23 protein-coding genes are annotated in these 23,593 nt (G+C 41.3%); 17 read left to right on the forward strand and 6 right to left on the reverse strand.

The window, feature by feature from the left end; genetic code table 11:
* The first annotated feature begins 117 nt into the window (after positions 1-117).
* Together yhjD and Q0V26_RS12255 are read left to right on the forward strand one after the other, a co-directional pair.
* Positions 118-1,104, forward strand: a complete 987-nt coding sequence (gene yhjD / locus Q0V26_RS12250) for an inner membrane protein YhjD (protein ID WP_297481930.1) — start codon at positions 118-120, stop codon at positions 1,102-1,104.
* 421 nt (positions 1,105-1,525) lie between these two features.
* Positions 1,526-2,848, forward strand: a complete 1,323-nt coding sequence (locus tag Q0V26_RS12255; RefSeq protein ID WP_297481931.1) for an anaerobic C4-dicarboxylate transporter — start codon at positions 1,526-1,528, stop codon at positions 2,846-2,848.
* Between the two features lie 106 nt (positions 2,849-2,954).
* Here the strand turns inward: Q0V26_RS12255 and Q0V26_RS12260 are convergent, their stop codons facing one another.
* From Q0V26_RS12260 to rne, 4 genes are all read right to left on the reverse strand, one after another.
* On the reverse strand, positions 2,955-3,389 hold the full coding sequence (locus tag Q0V26_RS12260; RefSeq protein WP_297481932.1) for a phosphate-starvation-inducible PsiE family protein: 435 nt from the start codon (positions 3,387-3,389) through the stop codon (positions 2,955-2,957).
* A 158-nt stretch (positions 3,390-3,547) separates the two neighbouring features.
* Positions 3,548-4,153 carry a cob(I)yrinic acid a,c-diamide adenosyltransferase gene (gene cobO, locus Q0V26_RS12265; protein WP_297481933.1) on the reverse strand — a complete coding sequence of 202 codons (606 nt, stop codon included), beginning with the start codon at positions 4,151-4,153 and terminating at the stop codon, positions 3,548-3,550.
* A gap of 122 nt (positions 4,154-4,275) precedes the next feature.
* The gene (locus tag Q0V26_RS12270; RefSeq protein ID WP_297481934.1) at positions 4,276-5,832 is read right to left on the reverse strand and encodes a SulP family inorganic anion transporter; all 1,557 of its coding nucleotides are present in this window, start codon (positions 5,830-5,832) and stop codon (positions 4,276-4,278) included.
* 235 nt (positions 5,833-6,067) lie between these two features.
* Entirely contained in the window at positions 6,068-9,310 is a 3,243-nt protein-coding gene (rne, locus tag Q0V26_RS12275; protein WP_297481935.1) for a ribonuclease E, read from the reverse strand.
* A 439-nt stretch (positions 9,311-9,749) separates the two neighbouring features.
* Here rne and rluC point away from each other — a divergent pair, with 439 nt between their 5' ends.
* Positions 9,750-10,694 (forward strand): 23S rRNA pseudouridine(955/2504/2580) synthase RluC, encoded by a 945-nt coding sequence (rluC, locus tag Q0V26_RS12280; RefSeq protein WP_297481936.1) that lies wholly within the window; start codon positions 9,750-9,752, stop codon positions 10,692-10,694.
* 209 nt (positions 10,695-10,903) lie between these two features.
* On the opposite strand, the gene Q0V26_RS12285 is transcribed toward rluC, so the two are convergent.
* Positions 10,904-11,485 (reverse strand): nucleoside triphosphate pyrophosphatase, encoded by a 582-nt coding sequence (locus Q0V26_RS12285; RefSeq protein ID WP_297481937.1) that lies wholly within the window; start codon positions 11,483-11,485, stop codon positions 10,904-10,906.
* A 390-nt stretch (positions 11,486-11,875) separates the two neighbouring features.
* Between Q0V26_RS12285 and yceD the strand changes: the two genes are divergently transcribed.
* From yceD to Q0V26_RS12355, 14 genes are all read left to right on the forward strand, one after another.
* Positions 11,876-12,394 carry a 23S rRNA accumulation protein YceD gene (gene yceD, locus Q0V26_RS12290; protein ID WP_297481938.1) on the forward strand — a complete coding sequence of 173 codons (519 nt, stop codon included), beginning with the start codon at positions 11,876-11,878 and terminating at the stop codon, positions 12,392-12,394.
* A 20-nt stretch (positions 12,395-12,414) separates the two neighbouring features.
* On the forward strand, positions 12,415-12,585 hold the full coding sequence (rpmF, locus tag Q0V26_RS12295; protein WP_006231206.1) for a 50S ribosomal protein L32: 171 nt from the start codon (positions 12,415-12,417) through the stop codon (positions 12,583-12,585).
* Between the two features lie 9 nt (positions 12,586-12,594).
* The gene (gene plsX / locus Q0V26_RS12300; protein WP_162494756.1) at positions 12,595-13,620 is read left to right on the forward strand and encodes a phosphate acyltransferase PlsX; all 1,026 of its coding nucleotides are present in this window, start codon (positions 12,595-12,597) and stop codon (positions 13,618-13,620) included.
* Between the two features lie 5 nt (positions 13,621-13,625).
* Positions 13,626-14,582: a beta-ketoacyl-ACP synthase III gene (locus Q0V26_RS12305; RefSeq protein ID WP_080157867.1), complete on the forward strand. Its 957-nt coding sequence runs from the start codon at positions 13,626-13,628 to the stop codon at positions 14,580-14,582.
* Positions 14,583-14,718: 136 nt separating this feature from the next.
* On the forward strand, positions 14,719-15,648 hold the full coding sequence (gene fabD, locus Q0V26_RS12310) for an ACP S-malonyltransferase (protein WP_080157866.1): 930 nt from the start codon (positions 14,719-14,721) through the stop codon (positions 15,646-15,648).
* 23 nt (positions 15,649-15,671) lie between these two features.
* Positions 15,672-16,406, forward strand: coding sequence for a 3-oxoacyl-ACP reductase FabG (gene fabG / locus Q0V26_RS12315; protein ID WP_080157865.1), 735 nt, complete (start codon positions 15,672-15,674; stop codon positions 16,404-16,406).
* Between the two features lie 158 nt (positions 16,407-16,564).
* Complete coding sequence (gene acpP, locus Q0V26_RS12320) at positions 16,565-16,798, forward strand: acyl carrier protein (protein ID WP_027697107.1); 234 nt, start codon at positions 16,565-16,567, stop codon at positions 16,796-16,798.
* Positions 16,799-16,886: 88 nt separating this feature from the next.
* Positions 16,887-18,125: a beta-ketoacyl-ACP synthase II gene (gene fabF / locus Q0V26_RS12325; RefSeq protein WP_297481939.1), complete on the forward strand. Its 1,239-nt coding sequence runs from the start codon at positions 16,887-16,889 to the stop codon at positions 18,123-18,125.
* Positions 18,126-18,230: 105 nt separating this feature from the next.
* Entirely contained in the window at positions 18,231-19,040 is an 810-nt protein-coding gene (pabC, locus tag Q0V26_RS12330) for an aminodeoxychorismate lyase (protein WP_297481940.1), read from the forward strand.
* Positions 19,034-20,050 (forward strand): endolytic transglycosylase MltG, encoded by a 1,017-nt coding sequence (mltG, locus tag Q0V26_RS12335; protein ID WP_297481941.1) that lies wholly within the window; start codon positions 19,034-19,036, stop codon positions 20,048-20,050. The genes pabC and mltG overlap by 7 nt, the downstream gene beginning before the upstream one ends.
* A complete protein-coding gene (gene tmk / locus Q0V26_RS12340; RefSeq protein WP_297481942.1) occupies positions 20,047-20,676 on the forward strand; it encodes a dTMP kinase in 630 nt (209 codons plus the stop codon). The genes mltG and tmk overlap by 4 nt, the downstream gene beginning before the upstream one ends.
* A 2-nt stretch (positions 20,677-20,678) precedes the next feature.
* The gene (gene holB, locus Q0V26_RS12345) at positions 20,679-21,641 is read left to right on the forward strand and encodes a DNA polymerase III subunit delta' (RefSeq protein ID WP_297481943.1); all 963 of its coding nucleotides are present in this window, start codon (positions 20,679-20,681) and stop codon (positions 21,639-21,641) included.
* A gap of 61 nt (positions 21,642-21,702) precedes the next feature.
* Complete coding sequence (locus tag Q0V26_RS12350; protein ID WP_045031351.1) at positions 21,703-22,479, forward strand: YchF/TatD family DNA exonuclease; 777 nt, start codon at positions 21,703-21,705, stop codon at positions 22,477-22,479.
* Between the two features lie 386 nt (positions 22,480-22,865).
* A complete protein-coding gene (locus Q0V26_RS12355; protein WP_043128471.1) occupies positions 22,866-23,015 on the forward strand; it encodes a Hok/Gef family protein in 150 nt (49 codons plus the stop codon).
* A 97-nt stretch (positions 23,016-23,112) separates the two neighbouring features.
* Here Q0V26_RS12355 and Q0V26_RS12360 read toward each other — a convergent pair whose 3' ends face one another.
* Positions 23,113-23,508: a hypothetical protein gene (locus tag Q0V26_RS12360; protein ID WP_297481944.1), complete on the reverse strand. Its 396-nt coding sequence runs from the start codon at positions 23,506-23,508 to the stop codon at positions 23,113-23,115.
* Positions 23,509-23,593 lie beyond the last annotated feature (85 nt).

The following is a 23,593-nucleotide window of genomic DNA, read 5'->3' on the forward strand; positions in this document are numbered from 1 at the left end:
TAATTATATAATCAATTGCGTAACAGGCAGTGAATGACTTGTTATTATTAGATTGGGTTTGTTTTTATCCATTGCTAATATTGTTGAGTATTTTTTTATGACACACCCAATCAAATTATGACTAATAAAACAATATCTTCTGAAAAATCGACATTACTCTCTAAAATTATGGGAGTGTTTACTATTATTGGCAATGCGATTAAAGCATTACCTCCGATTGATCATTTCATTCGCGCAGCGGATCGTTTTAATGATCGTTTAGGCAGTCAGTTCGGTGCAGCAATTACCTATTTTTCTTTTTTATCATTGATACCCATTTTAATGGTGCTGTTTGCTGCAGCTGGTTTTGTGTTAGCGTCTAACCAAGTGCTGCTGACCAATATTATTGATAAAATAGTTTCTGGTGTAACTGATCCTAATTTGGCAAATACCTTAAAACAAATGGTACAAACGGCTATCAGTCAGCGTACAACTGTCGGTTTGAGTGGCTTGGCGATTGCACTCTATTCGGGCATCAGTTGGATGGGCAACTTACGTGAGGCTGTTCGTGCTCAAACCCGTGATGTGTGGGAACGTAAACCCGAAGACAAAGAGCATATTTTACTTCAATATGCTAAAGATCTTGTTGGCTTAACCGGATTAGTTGCTGCGTTGATTTTTACTGTGGTGCTAACGTCTGTTGCTGGTTCAGCACAAGCGACAATTGTTGATGTGCTAGGATTAGGTGGGATCAGTTGGTTACGCCCAGTACTTACTACTATTGCACTGACTATTTCTATCCTAGCGAACTATCTAATGTTCTTATGGATATTTTGGATGTTGCCTCGTCGTCGTTTTAATCGTAAAAGTTTAATGCAGGGAACATTACTCGCTGCTATTGGTTTTGAAGCGATTAAATTTGCCATGACGTTCTTACTACCTAAATTGGCAAGTTCACCCTCAGGTGCTGCGTTTGGCTCTATCATTGGTTTAATGGCTTTCTTCTATTTCTTTGCGCGCTTAACATTGTTCTGTGCTGCTTGGATAGCAACCGCAAAAGAAAACCGTCCAGGTTATGGGGTTACTGAAGAGAATGTTGTCACAGAGAGTGTTACTGAAGAATAGTTTTGCTAGGTAATAAATAGATATTAATGGATAAAAAGGATAGCGTTATCGCTGTTCTTTTTTTTTGCGGTATTGTTACGAATATTGAGTGTTAATACTATTTATATACGGATATTGAATGCAAGTTGATGAGTATTGCTATCGCTGTATAAATAATCGTAGTGATCCATTTGTCACCACTGGTAGGGTGGCGGTTACTTTATGGTGACGCATTTGTGAGTATATGTAACCACTTTAGTGATAAAGTTGTTTTTCTGTGGCGACAGTTATTTGTGATAGTTCTCATAAGTGAAATTTAGCGTTGATTGCTATTAAGTAGTTTGATATTTATCAATATGGCAGATGAGTAGAAGAGGCATTTTGCTCCTAATAATCGGTACTTTGGTTAATAGAGTATCAATGATATATAGGGAGATAAGTCATGTTGTATTTGGAATTTTTATTCCTGTTGTTAGTGTTATATGCAGGTAGTCGTTTTGGTGGTATTGGACTTGGGGTTGTTTCAGGATTAGGTTTGCTGGTGGAAGTGTTTATCTTCCGTATGCCACCGACATCACCTCCTATTACCGTGATGTTGATTATCCTTGCAGTTGTAACATGTGCGTCAATTCTGGAAGCTGCGGGCGGCTTAAAATACATGCTGCAAATAGCAGAACGTATTTTGCGGAGTAACCCAAAGCGCGTCACTATTGTCGGTCCGTTAGTGACTTACGTGATGACATTTATGTTGGGTACCGGCCATGCGGTGTATTCAATTATGCCAATCATTGGTGATGTAGCTCTTAAAAATGGTATTCGTCCCGAGCGCCCAATGGCGGCTTCCTCTGTTGCCTCTCAACTTGCGATTACCGCCAGTCCTATTTCTGCTGCTGTCGTTTATTACCTTGCTCAATTGTCTACGATCACTGACTCTATTCATTTATTATCCATTTTGATGGTGACAGTTCCTGCAACATTAGGCGGTACATTATTATTATCATTGTACAGTTTACGTCGTGGTAAAGAGCTGGCTGATGATCCTGAATATCAACGTCGATTACAAGATCCTGTATGGCGAGATCAAATTCTTCATACCACTAAAACCTCACTTAATGAGCAATTACCTCGTTCTGCTATGCATGCTGTAATGCTGTTTGTTCTTGCATTGGTGACAATTGTGGTTGTGGCGATGGTGCCAGAAATTCGCACTATTGGTGATGCTAAGCCTATTTCCATGTCATTAATTATTCAAATGATGATGCTAGGTTTTGGTGGCTTGATTCTTTTAGTGACACGCACTAATGTGCAAAAAGTGCCTGAAGGGGTAGTGTTTAAATCGGGTATGGTAGCAGCGATTGCTATTTTTGGTATTGCTTGGATGAGTGACACCTATTTCCAATATGCGATGCCATCGTTTAAATCGGGCATCACGGCAATGGTACAAGATTACCCGTGGACCTTTGCATTAGCGCTATTTACTGTTTCTGTGGTTGTTAATTCACAAGCAGCAACTGCGCGAATGATGTTACCTGTTGGTTTGGCTATGGGATTAAATCCTGCGTTATTAATTGGTTTAATGCCTGCGACATACGGCTATTTCTTCATTCCTAATTATCCGTCAGATATTGCAACGGTTAACTTTGATGTTACGGGAACCACTAAAATTGGTAAGTGGTATTTCAATCATAGCTTTATGATGCCTGGTTTAATTGGGGTTATCTCTGCCTGTTGTATTGGTTATATTCTCGCTCAAATGATCATTTAAGCCGTAATTTGTATCACTTTGTTGTGAATAGTTTTTAAATAATAAAGGGCGAATCATTAGATTCGCCCTATTAAATTTAATGTGTGGTGTATTTTAAATCTGACAATTAATCGTCAGATTGTTTCTTACCCGGCTCTTCTGGTTCTTCGTAAGGCCAATAGTGATGACCAATTCGAATTAAAACAGTCGCCGCGGCAAGAATAAATGCTGCCAGTGATAGCCAAATAATAAATGTACCATCGAGCTCTTTCATGCCAAGGGTGATATAACGCGCAATGGCCATTATGGCAATATAAAGTGGGTATCTTACTGGAATCTTACCGTGAGCCACAAATTGCTGCACCATGGCGAGGATTTCAAGATAGATAAACATTAATAATATGTCAGTTAATTGAATATGACGGTTTACAAACACATGGATAAATTCATTCGCCATTGCAACAACGGTTGCTAAGGTGATTGCTATTAATAATATGGCTTCTAAAATATGAAACACTTTTAGAAATGGTTTACTAAATGAGCGGGGTAAATGAGATGGCATATTTTCTCCAGCTATTACGCTGTTTATAATTTTAATAGGTATTTTTGTATTATAAAATGTAATGCTTATTCTAATAGCAAAATATCATTCATTTTTGATGAGTGTTACTTTATTGTTCGAGTTGCGCTGTTTCTGAACGTGTTGATGTTTGTTTATTTTTACCAATCAACACCTTTACGGGCTTTTATTCCTTGTTCAAAAGCATGTTTAACATTACGCACTTCAGAAACTGTATCTGCAATATCAATCAAACGGCGGTGAGCTGCGCGTCCTGTAATAATAACGGTTTGGTGTGACGGTCTGGCGTTGATTGCGTTAATAATTTCATCTAAATCGACATAGTCATAAGTCACCATGTAAGTGAGCTCATCTAGCAATACCACATCTAAAGTATTATCCGCTAACATCGCTTTACAATCAGCCCATGTCGCTTGAGCTGCGAGGGTATCTGTCGCTTTATTTTGGGTTTCCCATGTAAAGCCTGTCGCCATGACTGAAAACACTACGCCATGTTGCTGAAGCAAGTTACGCTCACCACAATCCCACGTACCTTTAATAAATTGACCAACGCCACATTGTTGACCATGGCCGACTGCACGCGTAATCATGCCAAAACCAGAGGTCGATTTTCCTTTACCGTTACCCGTAATAACCAGCACTAAACCTCGTTCTTGTTGGGCGGCATTAATTTTATTATCAACTTGTTGTTTTAAACGTTGTTGACGGGCTTGATGACGTTCATCCTTGTTGGTTGAATCGACCATAATTTCCTCTTTGTAACATTGTTGGATTGACCATAAATACAATCATAACGTATTGGTGATTATAAATGAAAGCCCGCGTAGTCACAGGACTACACGGGCTTTATTTTGATATCTAACAATGATTAACCTAGTACATCAGTTGCAACTTTATAGGTTGGATCTTCAAGCATATCGACTTCAACTAAGTTGCCAGCTTTTTGTAGTAATCGGCGACATTCTGGGCTTAAATGACGAATATGAAGGTTTTTGTTTCGGTTTGAATAACGTTCTGCAAGGGTATCAATCGCTTCAATCGCTGAGTGATCGGCTACACGTGAATGGGCAAAATCAATAATCACTGTTTGTGGATCATTGGGCGCATCAAATAGCTCAAGGAAATGAGAAGCAGAGCCAAAAAACAATGGGCCATTCACTTGGTAAACTTTGGCACCATTGTTATCAATGTGCGAACTCGCATAAATTTGCTTGGCATGATTCCATGCAAACACAAGTGCTGAGTAAATAACACCAACAAATACCGCAACAGCCAGATCCGCGGCTACCGTTACACCAGTAACAAGAATAATGGTGAAGAAGTCATGTTTTGGCACTTTACGCATCATACGTAAACTTGCCCATTCAAAGGTACCAATAACCACCATAAACATCACACCAACCAATGCAGCCAGTGGGATCATTTCAATAAAGGCTGATCCAAATAGAATAAACACCAGTAGACCAATAGCGGCAGTAATACCTGATAAACGGCCACGACCACCAGAGTTAATGTTGATCATTGATTGACCAATCATCGCACAACCACCCATAGCACCAAAAACAGAACAGGTGATGTTTGCCATACCTTGACCGACACATTCACGGTTACCGTGACCACGGGTATTGGTCATTTCATCAATAACAGTCAGTGTCAGTAATGATTCGATTAAACCTACCGCGGCTAAAATCAAAGAATAAGGCAGAATGATTTTAAGGGTTGCTAGATTAAAGCCAACATCAGGTAGGGCAAAAGTGGGGAGTGAGCCTGCCAATGTTGCATTAGCGTCCCCACTCATAGTGCGTACGAAGTCTACTACAGTACGTGAATCTAGACCTAATACATGCACCAGTGCTGTTACGGTTAAAATGGCAACTAACGAAGAAGGGACCGCTTTGGTGAGTTTAGGTAAGAAGTAGATGATAGCCATGGTTAACAACACTAAGCCCAGCATAATATAAAGCTGAGTACCGTGCATCCATTCTAAGCCACCCGTTGCAGAGGGAACTTTAAACTGACCGAGTTGCGCTAAGAAGATAACAATCGCAAGACCATTCACGAAACCAATCATGACAGGGTGCGGTACCATACGAATAAATTTACCGAGGCGGAATACGCCGGCCAGTATTTGAAATACACCCGCTAACATCACTGCGGCAAACAGATATTGAATACCGTGTTGAGCAACAAGGCTAACCATGACAACAGCCATCGCGCCTGTTGCACCAGAGATCATGCCAGGACGACCGCCAAAGATGGCTGTAATTAAACCAACAATAAATGCAGCGTACAGACCAACCATAGGATCGACACCAGCAACAAACGCAAAGGCAACGGCTTCTGGTACTAGAGCAAGTGCTACAGTTAATCCAGAAAGGATATCATTTTTGACTGATTGTTGTGAGACTTGAGGAAATTCAGGCATATATTAGGCGTTCTTCTCTTCGCTAAAATGAATGGATTATTTGAATATATTGAGTAACAGAATGTTACCGAAAGATTTACAACGCTTCAACTTAAGACGCTAAAAGGTGCTTGTATAGTATGTTAATTAAGTTAAACCATGAAAATGTTAAATTTTGTGGTTATTTCTGACTCAAAAGTCGGTGATAAAAAAAGCCATGCAGATGCATGGCTTTTTATTGGCAGGTTACACTAACTTAGTCAAAAGATGGCTTAGTCATTGGTGCTGCTGCTGTGTTGGTTGCTGTTTGGCTTCCCGCAGAGCGTGTTGTTGCAAGCTCACGTAATGGTGCTGCTTCAACATGCACTTTTGCTGTTGTTTCAACAGGTGCTGGCGCTTTAGTCATTGCTGCTATCGCATGGAAACCACGTGGAGACGTTGCCGTAACCGCAACAGCTTCAGTAACGATTTTCGTCATTGGTGCTGATGCTGTGTTAACAACAGGTGTTTCAACAACAGGTGTTTCAACAACAGGTGTTTCAACAACAGGTGTTTCAACAATCGGCGCTTCAACAACAGGTACTTCAACAACTGACGCTGCACGTAATGGGAATGCTTTACCCATTGCAAGTTCAGGCATCGCTACACCGCCTAAAGCAGGTTTTGACTTAACTTCAGGTAAGGCTTTCGCGATTGCTGAATGATTAACAATGATAAGATCATCGTTAGTTTCAGCGACTGTTTCAGTTACAACAGTTTCAGTTACAACAGTTTCTGTCATAACAGTGGCTGCTGGTGCTTCAATTGTTGGTTTAAGGCGAGACCATACTTTGCCCATTGCCATTTCAGGTGTTGCTACACCTGATGTTTGACGTGGTGCTTTTGGTTTATCAACAATAGAAACAACATTTACCATATCGCTAATCGTGTCTGTCGCCTCAACAGCAGCGTGTTCAACTGCATCAGCAACGTTATAACAGCTTGGATCTTCATGCTGCTCGTAATCTTGTTTTTCAACACGAGTGTCACGAATACGGCGACGGCGTTGACCGCTAGCGCGTAGGTGGCGTGGTGAACGACGGTTACGACGTTGATTGTTGTCTTGCTCATTTGTTTCTGACTGCTCATCAACAATAGCGTGATCTTTAGTCGACGTTGTCTGTGCTTCTTTAGCAATCGTTGTACCCATTTCCATTAATGGTGATGGGGCAGTGATCGCTGCAGTTTCAACAATTGTTTGGTCTTCAACAACCGGTGTTGCTTTGTCAGTTATACGAATTTTCTTCTGCAACTGACGACGTTGACGACGTTGTTTAACTTTAACAACATTTTTGTCTTCGGCTTCAACTTGATCTTCAACTACAACGTTCTGGTTAGCTTTTGTTTTAGCTTCAACGTCGTTTGACTGGCGTTGTTGCTTCTGCGCTTGAATCTCTTCTTTACGAGATTGGCGTTGTTGCTCTTTCGCTTCTTCAGTACGAGGTTGACGCGTTTGCTTCGCTGGACGCTCGGTTTGAGGCTGACGGTTTTTGTCCGTACGCTCATTACGGCGACGAGATTGACGTTGCTCGTTGCGATCTTGTTCAGCTTTGTTGTCTTGATCACTCTCTTGATTGTTGTGACGACGAGTGTTATCACGGTTACCTTGACGGTCATTGCGACGGTTATCAGGACGACGGTTATTGTTGTTACGACGATTATTATTTGTTTGTTCTTTTACTGGAACCTCAGCCTCTTGTTTAGCGGCAGCTTTTTGCTCTGTGCCGTTATTGAAGAATGAAGAAATAGCAGCAAAAATACGACTAAAGATGCTAGGCGCTTGAGCAATAATCGTTTGTGGCTTAATTATCGATTGTGCTTCAGGTGTTGATACTACAGGAGCTGGTTGTTTTGGTGCAGCAAAACCGTGTAGAACAGGTTCTTCACGTTTTCTTGCTGTACGCTCTTGTTGAGGAGCTTCAGTTGCTTCCGCTTCTTTCAGTGCATCAATTGCATTTGGAAGGTGGTACGAAAGTGTCTCTTGCTCTTCACCTTCACGAATACGTAACACTTCAAAGTGTGGCGTTTCCATGTCTGCGTTTGGCACAATAACAACATGCACATTATGGTATTTCTCAATGTGCTGTACTGCTGGACGTTTTTCGTTTAATAAGTAAGAGGCAACAGGTACAGGTACAATTGCAAGTACTTGTGAACTGTTATCTTTTAATGCTTCTTCTTCTATTAAACGCAAGATAGAGAGTGATAGTGATTCATTATCACGCACAACACCCGTACCTGTACAACGTGGACAAACGTGATGGCTCGCTTCAGCTAGAGATGGGCTTAAACGTTGGCGTGACATTTCTAGCAAACCAAAGCGAGAAATGCGGCCAATTTGTACTCGCGCACGGTCAACACGAACAGCTTCACGTAAACGGTTTTCTACCTCACGTTGATGACGAACTGGCGTCATATCAATGAAGTCAATAACCACTAGACCACCAAGATCACGTAGACGTAATTGACGGGCAATTTCATCAGCGGCTTCTAGGTTAGTTTGCAAGGCTGTTTCTTCGATATCGCCGCCTTTTGTTGCACGAGCGGAGTTGATATCAATAGATGTTAGTGCTTCTGTTGGATCAATAACAACTGAGCCACCTGAAGGTAAACGAACTTCACGCTGGAACGCAGAGTCAATTTGGCTTTCAATTTGATAGTGACTAAATAGTGGAACTTCACCTTCATAACGCTTAATACGCGATAAGAAATCAGGGCGAATTAATTTAATATGATCACGCGCACGCTCAAAAATTTGCGGGCTATCGATAAGGATTTCACCGATATCACGACGAAGATAATCACGAATAGCGCGTGCAATTACATTACTTTCTTGGTGGATCAAGAATGGAGCTGCTTGAGATTCAGCGGCTTCTTTCACTGCATTCCAGTGATTAAGAAGCACATTTAAATCCCACTCAAGCTCTTCACCTGATTTACCTACACCTGCAGTACGAACAATTAAGCCCATGCCGTGAGGCAGTTCTAATGTACTTAATGCAGCTTTAAGTTGTGTACGCTCTTCACCTTCGATACGACGAGAAATACCGCCAGCACGAGGGTTATTAGGCATTAATACTAAGTAGCTACCAGCTAACGAGATAAAGGTTGTAAGTGCAGCACCTTTGTTGCCACGCTCTTCTTTATCAACTTGGACGATAACTTCTTGGCCTTCTTTTAAGACTTCCTTAATGTTAGGACGGCCTTGGTAAGAATAGTTTGATGGGAAGTAATCTTTAGCGACTTCTTTTAAAGGGAGGAAGCCATGGCGTTCTGCACCGTAATCAACGAACGCAGCTTCCAGGCTTGGTTCGATACGAGTGATGCGGCCTTTGTAGATATTTGCTTTTTTAGATTCGTGACCAGGGCTTTCGATATCAAGATCAAATAGCTTTTGGCCATCAACTAATGCGACGCGCAACTCTTCCTTCTGAGTTGCGTTAATCAACATTCTTTTCATTATATTGTACTCATTATTGTCGTTGTGTATTAGCGCCGCTAATTACATCAATTTTTTGATGGTGCCTGACTCCAAGTCTGATGTACGGGTGCAACCTCACGGTTGGAATGCAGGAGTGCTCTATGGCCACACGTATTAGCCAACTGTGTCGAGATGGTTAGATCTGAAACACACAGCTGGTATCACCACATCGAGGTGTGGTTGTATCTGTTACATCAAAAAAATCTGTAATCTGACGTGCTAAAAAAAACTCCGGTAACCATAACGTCTTACGCCACGTGCTGCGTTTATTACCTGAGTTGTATATAAAATAGCCGAAATGGTGAGAGTATGCTCACCTTGTCAGTAAAATAAGCAAAAAAACTTATTCTAGAATGCAATCATAACAGGCTCACTTTTTTGCGGCAATCTGCTTTATTTGCATGGTACAATCAAACTTATGACAGAAGATAAACCTAAAGTGCAATTCATCGATATTACTGATGATTTTGCTGGCCAACGGATCGATAATTTTCTCCGTGCTAGGCTTAAAAACGTACCAAAAAGTATGATTTACCGTATTTTGCGTAAAGGCGAGGTGCGAGTAAACAAAAAACGTATTAAACCTGAATATAAATTGCAGGATGGTGATCTCGTACGCGTCCCACCGGTTTTTGTTCCAGAGAAAGATGAACAAGCACCGATCAGTACCAAACTGAATAAAGTGGCTGAACTTGAATCATGTATTATCTATGAAGATGATCATGTGTTGATTTTGAATAAGCCATCAGGCACAGCTGTTCATGGCGGTAGTGGCTTGAAGTTTGGGGCGATTGAAGCGTTACGTGCATTACGACCTGATGCTCGATACCTTGAGTTAGTACACCGCATTGACCGAGATACTTCAGGTATTTTGTTGGTAGCGAAGAAACGCTCTGCGTTACGTAAACTACAAGAGCAATTTAGAGAAAAAACGGTTCAGAAATATTATTTTGCCTTAGTGATGGGGGAATGGAAGGCAAACTGTAAGAGAGTAAATGCACCGTTATTGAAAAATGAAGTTAACAGCATTGTACGTGTTAACCCACAAGGTAAAGCTTCAGATACTCGCTTTAAAGTATTAGAACGTTTTTCTCAAGCGACACTGGTACAAGCAAGTCCAGTGACCGGGCGTACTCACCAAATTCGTGTACATTGCCAATATGAGGGCCATCCTATTGCTTGGGATGATCGTTATGGTGACCCACGTTTTGATGCTTACACTAAAAAAACAGGTTTAGGGCGGTTGTTCTTGCATGCGACGAACATTAAATTTACCCATCCACATACCGATGAGTTAATGGATATTAGTGCGCCAATGGAACCTGTGTTAGAACGCTGTTTAGTCAAGCTTCGCACATTTTAATGATAATAAATGTAATGAGGCGAGCACTGTGCTCGCCTTTTTTATGATTTTTTATCTTTTGTAATACCAACCCCATATAAGTTAGCTAGCTATCTTTCATAGCATTAGGTTCAAAATCGTCCTCGCAGGCATTCATTGTCGGGAATGACGAAAGAGGTCATTAAATTAGAATAGAAACTTATTGTGATTAGTGTAATACCGATAAAGGCTTATAAAACAGCTAGATGCTCATTAGCAAGCATTTCTCGTAAAGCAATAAGCGGTAATCCCACCAACGTATTGGGATCCCGTCCTTCTAATCGATCAAATAATGCAATGCCCAGCCCTTCACTTTTAAAGCTTCCCGCGCAATAAAGAGGTTGTTCTTGAGTGACGTAATGCGTGATTTCATTATCGGTTAATGTTCTAAAATGTACATGAAACGGTTCACAAATAACTTGCGTCGTTTGTGTATGCGAATTATATAAACATAAGCCAGTATAAAAAGTAATAATTTTGCCACTAGCTGCCCGTAGTTGAGCACAAGCGTTTGTTTCGGTATGCGGTTTTCCTAAAATTTCCCCGTCAATGACACACACTTGGTCAGAACCTATAATAAGATGACTCGGGTGAGATTCTGTACAAGCGAGGGCTTTGGCTTGTGCCAATCGCATTACTAATGCTGTCGCTGATTCATTGTCTAGTATGGCTTCATTTACATTTGGATTTGCTGTTGTAAAAGGGAGCTGTAGTTTTTCAAGTAAACTTTTACGGAATGGTGAAGTAGATGCAAGAACAAGTGGCTGGTTCATAGGTTTTTAGTGATTTAAAGGAAGTGATGTCATAAGTGTACTTATCGCTGTGATTCAAAGCCAGTGAGCTTTATTTGTTGATTGTTTTAATTTCAGTGCAGACAGACGATGTTATCGTTACAGCACAATGCTATTATAAGGGCACAATTATTAATTTAAATTTTAGCAATACCATTATTGGTTAGCATTTAAACAATGATTGAGTGATCTTTCGTCATTTTATTAGCAATCGTCAAGTGATTGAGTGATGAAGAAATAAAAACTTTTTAATGAGGAAGGGGAATGAATGTTGAACGAATTTTCATGGCAGCACGAGAATTGTTCAAAAGCTGTTAATTCCGGCACATTTCCTTTGACTCAACCAGACTATAAGGCTAATATTCGCGCCCTATGCAAAAGGTAAAATTGCCGATAAAGGTAGATCCAGTACGCACTGCACAGAAAAGACTCGACTATGATGGCATCATCAAAGCTGATCTTCTGTCTCGTTTAGCTGGCTCAACCCAGAGCGTAATAAGTGATGCAAACGTCAACTTGTCTTTTGACCTTGACCAACGTCGTATTCCTTTCATGCGCGGAAACGCAAGTGTAGATGTGATGTTGACCTGTCAGAGATGTCAGGAAGAATTTCCACACACAATTAGTGTTGAATTCTGTTATAGTCCGGTTCGTGATGAAGAGGCTATTGATAAGTTACCGGAAGCCTATGAGCCGACAATTGTCGATGAAAATGGCGATATTAATCTAATTGAACTCATCGAAGATGAATTGATGTTAGAATTACCACAAGTTGCAAGACATGATGATGACGATTGTAATATCGGCACGCATAACTTGTCTTTTGGTGATATTCCCGTTGCTGATGAGCGTCCGAATCCGTTTGCAGTATTGAAAAATCTTAAAAGTTAAATTTAACAGGAGTAGGGTTAATGGCCGTACAAAAGAGCAAAAAATCACGTGCAGCACGTGGTATGCGTCGTTCACATGATGCGCTAACTACAGCAGCTGTATCTGTAGATTCAGCATCAGGTGAAACTCACCTACGTCACCACGTGACAGCTGACGGTTTCTACCGTGGCCGTAAGGTTATCAACAAGTAAGGTTGAACCTTGATGGGTCTTACCGTTGCACTTGATGCAATGGGCGGGGATTTCGGTCCTCAAGTAACAGTGCCTGCCGCCGTGCAGGCACTGTTGCATTCGCCTGAGCTCAAACTCATTCTATTTGGTGATATTAGTGCTATCACTACCCAATTAACTCTTCTTAATAAGCTCAATCACCCTCGATTGTCTATCGTGCATTGCGATAATGTTATAGCCAATGAAACACGTCCATCACAAGCATTACGTCATAGTAAAGGCTCTTCGATGCGGATGGCATTAGATGCTGTTGCCGCTGGCGATGCAGATGCCTGTGTTAGCGCTGGCAATACAGGGGCATTAATGGCTTTATCCCGTTATGTGCTCAAACAGCTTCCTGGTGTTGAACGCCCCGCTTTAATTTCAGAAATTCCTAATCGCCACGCTAACCACACTTGGTTATTAGATCTTGGTGCCAATGTCTCCTGCGATGCAGATACTTTGTTCCAATTTGCCGTTATGGGATCTGTGGTCGCGGAACAAACATTAGGTTCACCACCTCGCGTGGCATTACTTAATATTGGCGAAGAAGCCATTAAAGGGAATGATCTGGTTAAACGTTGTGCTGAAATGTTGAGTCAATCTTCCGATATTAATTACATTGGCTATATTGAAGGTCATCAATTGTATTCCGATAAAGCGGATGTGATTGTATGTGATGGCTTTGTCGGGAATGTGAGTTTAAAAACCAGTGAAGGGGTAGCAAACCTATTCATTGATTGTATTAAGCGTAATATTGGTCGTAATCCATTTAAGCGATTGATTGCTAAATGGCTATTTCGTGAACTGTTTGATAGCTTACAGCAATTGAACCCCGACCAGTATAATGGCGCAAGTCTGTTAGGATTACGCGGTATTGTCGTTAAAAGCCATGGAAGTGCCGACACCACAGCTTTGGAGAATGCCATAAGCCAAGCGGTTTATGAGATTAAACGCCAAATACCGATGAAAATCAGTGACCGTCTGGAAGAGGTCTTATTAGAGAGGCATTATTAGTCTTCATGTATAGCAAAATTTTAGGAACTGGCAGCTATTTGCCAACACAAGTTCGCACCAATGCGGATTTAGAAAAAACGATAGACACCAGCGATGAATGGATCGTTGCTCGTACTGGTATTCGTGAGCGTCGCATTGCATCGGCTGACGAAACAGTGGCAGTGATGGGTTATCATGCTTCTTTAAACGCGATTGAAATGGCTGGCATTGATAAAGAAGATATCGATCTTATTATTGTTGCTACGTCTAGTGCAAGTCACTCATTTCCCTCTGCGGCTTGCCAAGTACAAGGCATGTTAGATATTAAAGGTTGTCCTGCTTTTGATTTATCTGCGGCATGTACAGGCTTTGTTTATGCATTAAGTGTTGCTGATCAGCATATTAAAACGGGCATGGCGAAAAATGTATTAGTGATTGGGTCTGATGCACTTTCTCATCATTGTGATCCACAAGATCGCTCAACCATTATATTATTTGGTGATGCGGCAGGTGCGGTCGTTCTTGGCGCAAGTGAAGAGCAAGGTATCATTTCAACGCATTTATATGCTGATGGTCATTTTGGTGGTTTGCTAAGCCTTGCTGTACCAGAACATGATAAAGACTTTGATGCAAATACTTGGCTTTACATGGCAGGTAACGAAGTATTTAAAGTTGCTGTAACACAACTGTCTAATTTGGTTAAAAATACGCTTACTGCCAATAATATGGATAAATCTGAACTTGATTGGTTAGTACCACATCAAGCGAACATGCGTATTATTTCAGCAACAGCGAAAAAATTATCAATGTCGATGGATCAAGTGGTGGTTACACTGGATCGTCATGGTAATACGTCGGCGGCAACAGTACCGACAGCATTAGATGAAGCGGTACGTGATGGCCGTATTCAACGTGGTCAAACGTTATTATTAGAAGCGTTTGGTGGCGGTTTCACTTGGGGCTCTGCACTAGTGAAATTTTAAACTAAATCAAGAATCGGTTTAGTTTTACGCGTTAAAAGAATTTTGCGATAAGGCAGAAGGTTGAATATAGTTAACGCTGTCTTATTAGCCTATTAATTTACTGAACGATCAGTATATAAAGAATAAGGATTCTCAAATGTCTAAGTTCGCGATTGTTTTCCCTGGACAGGGTTCTCAAACTGTTGGCATGCTTGCTGATTTAGCAGAGCAATTTGATGTGGTTAAGCAGACGTTTGCTGAAGCCTCTGATGCGTTAGGTTACGATCTATGGGCGTTAGTTCAAAATGGTCCTGTTGAAGATCTTAACCAAACTCAGCGTACACAACCTGCGTTATTAACTGCATCTGTAGCAATTTGGCGTGTATGGCAGCAGCAAGGTGGTGAACAACCTGTTGTTTTAGCTGGTCATAGCTTAGGTGAATACTCTGCACTTGTTTGTGCGGGTGTGATTGATTTCCAAGCGGCAGTTAAGTTAGTTGAGTTACGCGGTAAGCTAATGCAAGAAGCTGTACCTGCTGGTGTGGGTGCAATGTCTGCAATTATCGGCTTAGATAACGACGCCATTGCAGCCGCTTGTGCGCAAGCAGCAGAAGATCAAGTGTGTTCTCCTGTTAACTTTAACTCGCCAGGCCAAGTGGTTATTGCGGGTAACAAAGAAGCAGTAGAACGTGCCAATGTATTGTGTAAAGAAGCCGGTGCTAAGCGTGCATTGCCATTACCAGTTTCTGTTCCTTCACACTGTGCGTTAATGAAGCCTGCGGCTGACAAATTAGCTATCGCATTGGAAGGCTTAGCATTTAGTGCACCGACTGTGCCTGTAATCAATAATGCTGATGTAGCGACTGAGACTGATCCTGTTGCGATTAAGCTGGCACTTGTTAAGCAACTATATAATCCAGTACGTTGGACTGAGTCTGTTGAGCGTATGGCGGCTGAAGGCGTTGAAGAATTGCTAGAAATGGGACCGGGTAAAGTATTAACCGGTCTGACTAAACGTATTGATCGTGCACTTGGCGGCGCAGCAGTCAATGATGTTGCATCATTAACCGCAGCACTAGCGAAGTAATTAAGCTTAAAAGAGGATTTACAATGAGTCTGGAAGGTAAAATTGCACTAGTTACAGGTGCGAGTCGTGGTATTGGTCGTGCTATCGCTGAAATCTTAGTTGAGCGTGGCGCGACAGTAATCGGTACAGCAACCTCTGAGAGCGGTGCTGATGCGATTAGTGCGTATCTTGGCGATCACGGTAAAGGTTTTGCGTTAAACGTAACCTCACCAGAGTCAATTGAAGTAACATTAAAGCAAATTAAAGAACAATATGGCGATATTGACATTTTAGTGAATAACGCTGGTATTACTCGTGATAATCTACTTATGCGTATGAAAGACGACGAATGGCAAGATATCATGGATACCAACCTAACGTCGGTTTTCCGTCTGTCTAAAGCCGTGCTACGTGCTATGATGAAAAAACGTAATGGTCGTATCATTAGCATTGGTTCTGTTGTTGGCACTATGGGCAACGCAGGTCAGACAAACTACGCAGCTGCTAAAGCAGGTTTGCTTGGTTTTACAAAATCGATGGCACGCGAAGTTGCTTCTCGTGGAATCACCGTTAACGCAGTTGCACCCGGTTTCATTGAAACGGATATGACAAAAGCGTTAAATGATGATCAACGCGCTGCAACGTTAGCAAATGTTCCTGCTGGTCGTTTAGGCGATCCGCGCGAAATAGCAGCGGCTGTTGCTTTTTTAGCCTCTGATGAAGCTGCTTATATAACAGGCGAAACATTGCACGTTAACGGCGGCATGTATATGATTTAAGCAAATTTGTTGTAATACTTCATGATTCAAGTCAAATTGAACTATTTTTCTGGTTAAATCGTGGTTTGACCAGCATTATGAGTGTTGCAACTTTTGCTGTAATGAATAAACTACAACAAATCGCATTAGCGAATTCTTGTTAAAGGAAATATATTAGTATGAGCAACATCGAAGAACGCGTAAGAAAAATCATCGTTGAGCAACTAGGCGTAGACGAAGCAGAAGTTAAAAACGAAGCATCTTTCGTTGACGATCTAGGTGCTGATTCTCTAGATACAGTTGAACTAGTAATGGCTCTTGAAGAAGAATTCGATACAGAAATCCCTGACGAAGAAGCTGAAAAAATTACTACTGTTCAAGCTGCAATCGACTACGTAAACAGCGCACAGTAATATAAAAATGAATATTCCCAGGCGGTCATTATGACCGCCTGTTTTTTTTCACTTCCTGTTTTATCCTCAATTCCCGGAGAAATTAATCGTGTCTAAGCGTCGTGTAGTTGTAACTGGCATGGGTATGCTTACCCCGGTTGGTAATTCTGTTGAATCTTCTTGGAAAGCTTTACAATCTGGCACTAGTGGTATCAGTACCATTCAACATTTTGATGCAAGCGCATTTGCTACTCAATTTGCCGGAATGATCAAAGACTTCAATTGTGAAGATTACATGTCTAAGAAAGATGCACGCAAAATGGATTTATTTATCCAGTACGGCGTTGCAGCTGGCGTACAAGCATTCAAAGATTCTGGTATTGAAGTTACTGAAGAAAACGCACCACGTATCGGTGTCGCTATTGGTTCTGGTATTGGTGGTCTTGGTTTAATTGAAGCTGGCCATCAAACATTGATTGACAAAGGACCGCGTAAAATCAGTCCGTTCTTTGTACCATCAACAATTGTTAATATGATCGCAGGCCACATGTCTATCATGTACGGTCTACGTGGTCCAAATATCGCGATTTCTACTGCGTGTACGACGGGCCTTCATAACATTGGCCATGCTGCACGTATGATTGCATACGGCGATGCTGATGCGATGCTAGCGGGTGGTGCAGAAAAAGCATCAACAGAGCTAGGCATGGCAGGCTTTGCTGCTGCAAAAGCATTATCAACACGTAATGATGATCCTCAAGCGGCTTCTCGTCCATGGGACAAAGATCGTGATGGTTTCGTATTAGGCGATGGTGCTGGTGTGATTGTGCTTGAAGAGTACGAACATGCCAAAGCACGTGGCGCAAAAATTTATGCAGAGCTTGTTGGCTTTGGCATGAGTGGTGATGCTTACCACATGACGTCACCAAGTGCAGACGGTTCTGGTGGTGCATTAGCTATGGAAGCTTGTATTCGCGATGCGGGTATCAATGCTGACAAGATTGGCTACATTAACGCACACGGCACATCAACGCCTGCTGGTGACTTAGCTGAAACCATGGGCATTAAACGAGCAATGGGTGCAGCTGCTGATAAAGTAATGGTTTCATCAACAAAATCAATGACAGGTCACCTATTAGGTGCTGCAGGTTCGACTGAATCTATTTTCACTATTTTAAGCCTTGTTGATCAGCTTGTACCGCCAACAATTAACTTGGAAAATCCAAGTGAAGGTTGTGATCTTGATTATGTTCCAGGTGAAGCGCGTCAAGCTAACCTAGAATACGCTCTATGTAACTCATTCGGTTTTGGTGGCACTAACGGTTCGTTATTGTTTAAGAAAATTTAATTCACTTATTTGCGTGTTGAGCAATAAGCGCCATAACCTGATATGATTAAGTAGCCTGATATTTCGATATCAGGCTATTTTTTTATCTGTATCAAGGAACAGTTAATGACCTTAGTGAACGGTTGTGAACAACAGCAACTTACTATTACCGATAGAGCGACTCAATATGGTGATGGTTGCTTTACAACAATGCTGGTTGAGCAACAGCAGGTTCAACTGTGGTCACTACATTTAGCACGTTTTAAAGTAAGCCTTGAAAGATTAGCGATAGCTGAGCCTGATTGGCTGCAGGTATATACTGATGTTGTTGCCCTTGCATTAAAATATCCACATCAAGGCGGTATCAAAATTTTAATTAGTCGTGGCTGTGGGGGTCGTGGCTACAACCCGACCGGGTGCCATGATACTCAAGTGATCATCACCCATTTTGAATGGCCATTGCATTATCAGCAGTGGCAACAACAAGGAATTACATTAGGTGTATGCCAGCAACGAATGGGTAATAGCCCAATGCTTGCAGGAATGAAGCACCTAAATCGGCTTGAACAAGTATTATTGAAACAAGAAATTGAAAAAGTGGGTTGGGTTGATGCGGTTGCATTAGACGTTGATGACCATGTTATTGAAACAACTGTTGCAAATCTATTTTGGCGTAAAGGCAATACTGTATATACTCCAGCGTTGCAGCGGGCAGGCGTTGCTGGGGTTATGCGTCAATACGTACTTGATATGCTTAATGAATTAAATTATGACTATCAAGTCGGTGACTTTGATCTTGCGGCAGTACTGACTGCTGATGAAGTTTTTATTACTAACGCATTGATGACGTTAGTACCTATAAATCAAATACAAACAACACAATATAGTGAACGTACAATGTTCAAAATACTATGGAAGAGGTTACATTCGTGCTAAAGAAGTTGATTATTGTGGTTTTTATATTGCTATTATTAATAGCAAGCGCGACTGGTTGGGGATTTCTTCAAGTTAAATCAACGCTTGATAAACCAGTGCTTACTGAACAACAAACATTTATCACCGTTAAAGCGGGGACATCTTTCCATAGATTGTTAACACAGTTAAGTGGCGATAAGATCATAACATTATCGCCATGGTTACGTTGGGTTAGATATTTGGAGCCAGCATTAACGGATATTAAAGCAGGGACGTATGCGATCAAACCGCAAGCGTCTTTGCATTCTGTCTTAACCATGATCACGGAAGGCAAAGAACATCAATATTCGATCACGCTGGTGGATGGTGAACGTTTTAGTGAATGGCGTGAATTGTTACAAGCGGATCCCCATTTAGTGCACTCCATAGATGATATGACTCAAGCGCAAATCAGCACTGCGGTTGGAATCGAAAATGATAAAATTGAAGGTTATTTCCTACCGAATACGTATCATTTTACTGCGGGTACCAGTGATATCAGCATTCTAAAGCGTGCTCATAATGCGATGGTGAAAGAATTAGATCTTGCATGGCAACAACGCGCACCAGATTTACCCTTAAAAACGCCATATCAAGCATTGATCATGGCATCTATAATTGAAAAAGAAACCGCCGTAGCCAGTGAGCGTGGTTTAGTTGCATCCGTCTTTATGAATCGTTTACGTGCCAATATGCCATTACAAACCGATCCAACGGTTATTTATGGTATGGGCGATAACTATCATGGCAATATTACGAAAAAAGACCTACGCACACCAACAGCTTATAACACCTATACCATGCATGGTTTACCGCCAACACCGATATCAATGCCAAGTAAGGCAGCTATTATGGCTGCCGTTGATCCTGACAACAGTGACTTCTATTATTTTGTTGCTAATGGTAAAGGGGGTCACAAATTTTCAACTACGCTAGTCGAGCACAACCGCGCGGTTCGTGCCTACCTTAAATTATTAAGAACACAGAAATGATCGGTAAATTTATTGTCATCGAAGGCCTTGAAGGGGCCGGTAAAAGTACAGCCATTGCACAAGTCATAGCAACATTAGCGCAGCATGGTATTACAAACCCACAATCAACGCGCGAACCAGGTGGTACACCGTTGGCCGAGCAAATGCGCGCGTTGGTTAAACAAGGCCATCCTGATGAACCTTTAACAGATATGGCTGAGTTATTACTGTTGTATGCGGCGCGTATTCAATTGGTTGATAATGTGATAAAACCAGCCCTAGCAGAAGGGCGTTGGGTGGTGGGTGATCGTCACGATATGTCATCACAGGCTTATCAAGGTGGTGGTCGTGGTTTTGATCAAGCATTGATGGAAAACCTGCGTGATACCGTTCTAGGGGGGTTCTGTCCTGATCTGACTATCTATATGGATATTGATCCCGTATTGGGCTTACAGCGCGCACGTGGCCGTGGAGAGCTTGATCGTATTGAACAAATGGATATCAGCTTCTTTGAACGTGCTCGTGAGCGATTTTTAGCATTATGTAACAATCAACCGAATGTGATTATTATTGATGCGAGCCAAACTCTAGAGCAGGTTACTGCCGATTTAACCCAAGCGTTACAGTCTTGGTTGGAGCAACAATAATAATGATCTATCCATGGCAACAAACTTTGTGGCACAACTGGCAGCAGTTGCTTGAGCAGCGACGTTTACACCATGCTATTTTGTTATTAGCGGCAAAGGGCAGTGGGCGTGGTGTACTAACTCGACAATTATCTAAAACCGTACTTTGCCAAAATTCACAAACCGAGCCTTGTGGTGTTTGCCATAGCTGCCAGTTATTTGATGCTGAAAACCATCCTGACTTTCATGTTATTAAGCCAGAACAAGAAGGTAAGCAAATTGGTGTTGATGTGGTTCGTCAGTGTAATCGCTGGGCAACGGAAACCTCACACCTTAATGGGCAGCGAGTTATTTTAATTGAAGATGCGGATGCACTGGGTGAAGCGGGTGCGAACGCGATATTAAAAACATTAGAAGAACCGCCAGCTGGATGCCAATTTATTTTGACGGCACAAAGTTTAGATCGGTTACTACCGACAGTGGTGAGCCGTTGTAATAAGTGGCGCTTAAATCCACCAGAAGAAGCTAATGTTAAAAGTTGGGTTGAAAGCCAACTTCAACAATCTATCTTTTTAGAAAGTGTACGACTTAATAATGGTGCGCCATTAGCAACGTTAGTATTTATTGAAAGTGGATTAGATATTCGTTATGGCCACTTAGTTAAAGCGTTTACTGAATTTGTACAGCCGCCGCATATTGGTATTTACGATGTGGCAGCAATGTGCACCGCTGATGGTATTGTGACATTACAATTGCTCAGTTATTTTCTGGTTGATTGTTTAAAGTGGCAGCAAGGGGCGACGCAATATCTTGTTCATCAAGAATCGTTACTTGCAGTTGAAGCTGTTGCGACCACGATACCAACCGCATTATTATTAGAACAAGTACGGAATCTTAATAACTTACATCGTCAATTAGCTAAACATACAGGGCTAAATATTGAGTTGTTAGTCGTTGAGTGGTTAAGCGGATTTATTGGTAAATAGCTTTTATTATTTAGTATCGCCGTTATGAAATGAAGCATAAGAATAAACAAGAGGAAAGCCTGTGTTAGTCGATTCACATTGTCATCTTGATAAACTTGACTATGACAAATTACATACAGGGATTGATGATGTATTAAATAAGGCCAAGGAACGTGGCGTTGAATATTTTCTATCAGTAGGGGTGACATTAGCGGCTTTTCCTAAAATGATGGAAATGATCGCACCTTACGATAACGTGTTTGCATCCTGTGGTATTCACCCATTAGATGTTGAGTCAGGTTATGACTCTGAGCAATTTAAAGCTTATGCGCGCCATGAAAAAGTGGTCGCGATTGGTGAAACAGGGCTTGATTATCACTACCAGCCTGAGACTGCAGAGCTGCAGCAAAAGTTGTTCCGCGAGCAAGCACGTGTGGCGGTTGAATTGAATAAGCCGCTAATTATCCATACTCGTATGGCACGTGAAGATACGATGCGTATCTTACGTGAAGAAGGCGCAGAAAAGTGTGGCGGTGTATTACATTGCTTTACTGAAGATTTGGATATGGCATTAGCTGCGATTGAGCTAGGCTTTTATATCTCAATCTCTGGCATTGTGACGTTCAATACTGCCAGTGATTTGAAAAATGTGGTGAGTAAGTTACCGCTAGATCGGTTATTGGTTGAAACCGATTCTCCATTCTTAGCGCCAATTCCATACCGTGGTAAGCAAAACCAACCTGCTTACACACGCGAAGTTGCACAATATATTGCGCTATTAAAAGGCGTATCGGTTGAGGAAGTTGAGCAAGCAACCACCAAAAACTTCTTCACATTGTTTTCACTAGCGAAACAGTAAAGGCTATTGTTGGTATGACATTAAAGAGAAGCTTCGGCTTCTCTTTTTTTGTTGGTGAAAAGGGGCTGGTGGTTGATGTGACATTTCTAAATGGGACTTACAAACTTGGTAGACATAATACCTATTATGTTCAATAAAGGCCAAAAAGCAGAAATTTACTTAATTTATAGGTTTGAAGGTTCAATGACAAAAAAATGATAGGGAGTAGATGAGTTAATGTATAATCAGCGTGGGTGCTCTTGGCTATCTAGTCTTGAGCAACGAACAAAAATGTTTTGTGATAGACCAGATAGATGAAAGCCCCGTTAATTTTAAATCAACGAGGCCGACAAATGACTCTAGACAATTCATATGTTAGTGCCTCTCACTATAGGAGGCAAGTAAAAATGCCAAAAAGAAACTTCCCAACAGGATTACTAATTGTGTGTCTCACATTATTAGTTGCATTGGCACTCGTCAGGGATGACTTGTGTGAAGTTCAGTATCAGGATGGTACGAAACTCTTTAAGGCGGTACTTGCCTACGAAGTGAGATAATCTAGCCTAAATGGTGGGGCAGTAATGCCTCACCATTTCAGGTTTTGTTTGGTTACATTGCCAATGAGCACCCAATCCTCATATTTTCAAATTAGTCTCATTTAACATCACAACTTTTATGCGTACTGGATAAGTGAGCTTTTTTTATTATCGAAAATGCTAACTTATAATTAGAGTTAGATAATTTAGCCTCATATACATCATAATCTAAACAATGATCTAATATTAGTTGTTTAAACTCAGAACTAGCATGAGCTCCAATTAATATCTCCGTTATAGCATCTGGTGGAATATCGATTAAAGACACTCTATTACCATTGGCATCATTACCATTTAAACCTAACAAGTTGGATTTAAATACTCTCACTTCCTGCTCATAAGCCCAATCATTGGATTTTTGAGTTAACATTTTCCTAAATATATCAATACCATTATCATTAAAATCAATAGGCTGCTTTGTGTCTGAATATGTAACATCAACAGGGCTTGTCACACGATTTAAAACGTCATTTTGATGAAAAAATTTACCTGATTACCACCGAGCTTCAGCCAAAGTTAATAACTTCTCAGGCATCGGT

This window comes from uncultured Photobacterium sp., assembly GCF_947039875.1.
Lineage (GTDB): Bacteria > Pseudomonadota > Gammaproteobacteria > Enterobacterales > Vibrionaceae > Photobacterium.

What these genes read in the sequence shown, in the direction of transcription:
- yhjD (WP_297481930.1), top strand. Translation starts at nt 118, where the DNA reads ATGACTAATAAAACAATATCTTCTGAAAAATCGACATTACTCTCTAAA.
- Q0V26_RS12255 (WP_297481931.1), top strand. Translation starts at nt 1,526, where the DNA reads ATGTTGTATTTGGAATTTTTATTCCTGTTGTTAGTGTTATATGCAGGT.
- Q0V26_RS12260 (WP_297481932.1), bottom strand. Translation starts at nt 3,389, where the DNA reads ATGCCATCTCATTTACCCCGCTCATTTAGTAAACCATTTCTAAAAGTG.
- cobO (WP_297481933.1), bottom strand. Translation starts at nt 4,153, where the DNA reads ATGGTCGATTCAACCAACAAGGATGAACGTCATCAAGCCCGTCAACAA.
- Q0V26_RS12270 (WP_297481934.1), bottom strand. Translation starts at nt 5,832, where the DNA reads ATGCCTGAATTTCCTCAAGTCTCACAACAATCAGTCAAAAATGATATC.
- rne (WP_297481935.1), bottom strand. Translation starts at nt 9,310, where the DNA reads ATGAAAAGAATGTTGATTAACGCAACTCAGAAGGAAGAGTTGCGCGTC.
- rluC (WP_297481936.1), top strand. Translation starts at nt 9,750, where the DNA reads ATGACAGAAGATAAACCTAAAGTGCAATTCATCGATATTACTGATGAT.
- Q0V26_RS12285 (WP_297481937.1), bottom strand. Translation starts at nt 11,485, where the DNA reads ATGAACCAGCCACTTGTTCTTGCATCTACTTCACCATTCCGTAAAAGT.
- yceD (WP_297481938.1), top strand. Translation starts at nt 11,876, where the DNA reads ATGCAAAAGGTAAAATTGCCGATAAAGGTAGATCCAGTACGCACTGCA.
- rpmF (WP_006231206.1), top strand. Translation starts at nt 12,415, where the DNA reads ATGGCCGTACAAAAGAGCAAAAAATCACGTGCAGCACGTGGTATGCGT.
- Q0V26_RS12305 (WP_080157867.1), top strand. Translation starts at nt 13,626, where the DNA reads ATGTATAGCAAAATTTTAGGAACTGGCAGCTATTTGCCAACACAAGTT.
- fabD (WP_080157866.1), top strand. Translation starts at nt 14,719, where the DNA reads ATGTCTAAGTTCGCGATTGTTTTCCCTGGACAGGGTTCTCAAACTGTT.
- fabG (WP_080157865.1), top strand. Translation starts at nt 15,672, where the DNA reads ATGAGTCTGGAAGGTAAAATTGCACTAGTTACAGGTGCGAGTCGTGGT.
- acpP (WP_027697107.1), top strand. Translation starts at nt 16,565, where the DNA reads ATGAGCAACATCGAAGAACGCGTAAGAAAAATCATCGTTGAGCAACTA.
- pabC (WP_297481940.1), top strand. Translation starts at nt 18,231, where the DNA reads ATGACCTTAGTGAACGGTTGTGAACAACAGCAACTTACTATTACCGAT.
- tmk (WP_297481942.1), top strand. Translation starts at nt 20,047, where the DNA reads ATGATCGGTAAATTTATTGTCATCGAAGGCCTTGAAGGGGCCGGTAAA.
- holB (WP_297481943.1), top strand. Translation starts at nt 20,679, where the DNA reads ATGATCTATCCATGGCAACAAACTTTGTGGCACAACTGGCAGCAGTTG.
- Q0V26_RS12355 (WP_043128471.1), top strand. Translation starts at nt 22,866, where the DNA reads ATGCCAAAAAGAAACTTCCCAACAGGATTACTAATTGTGTGTCTCACA.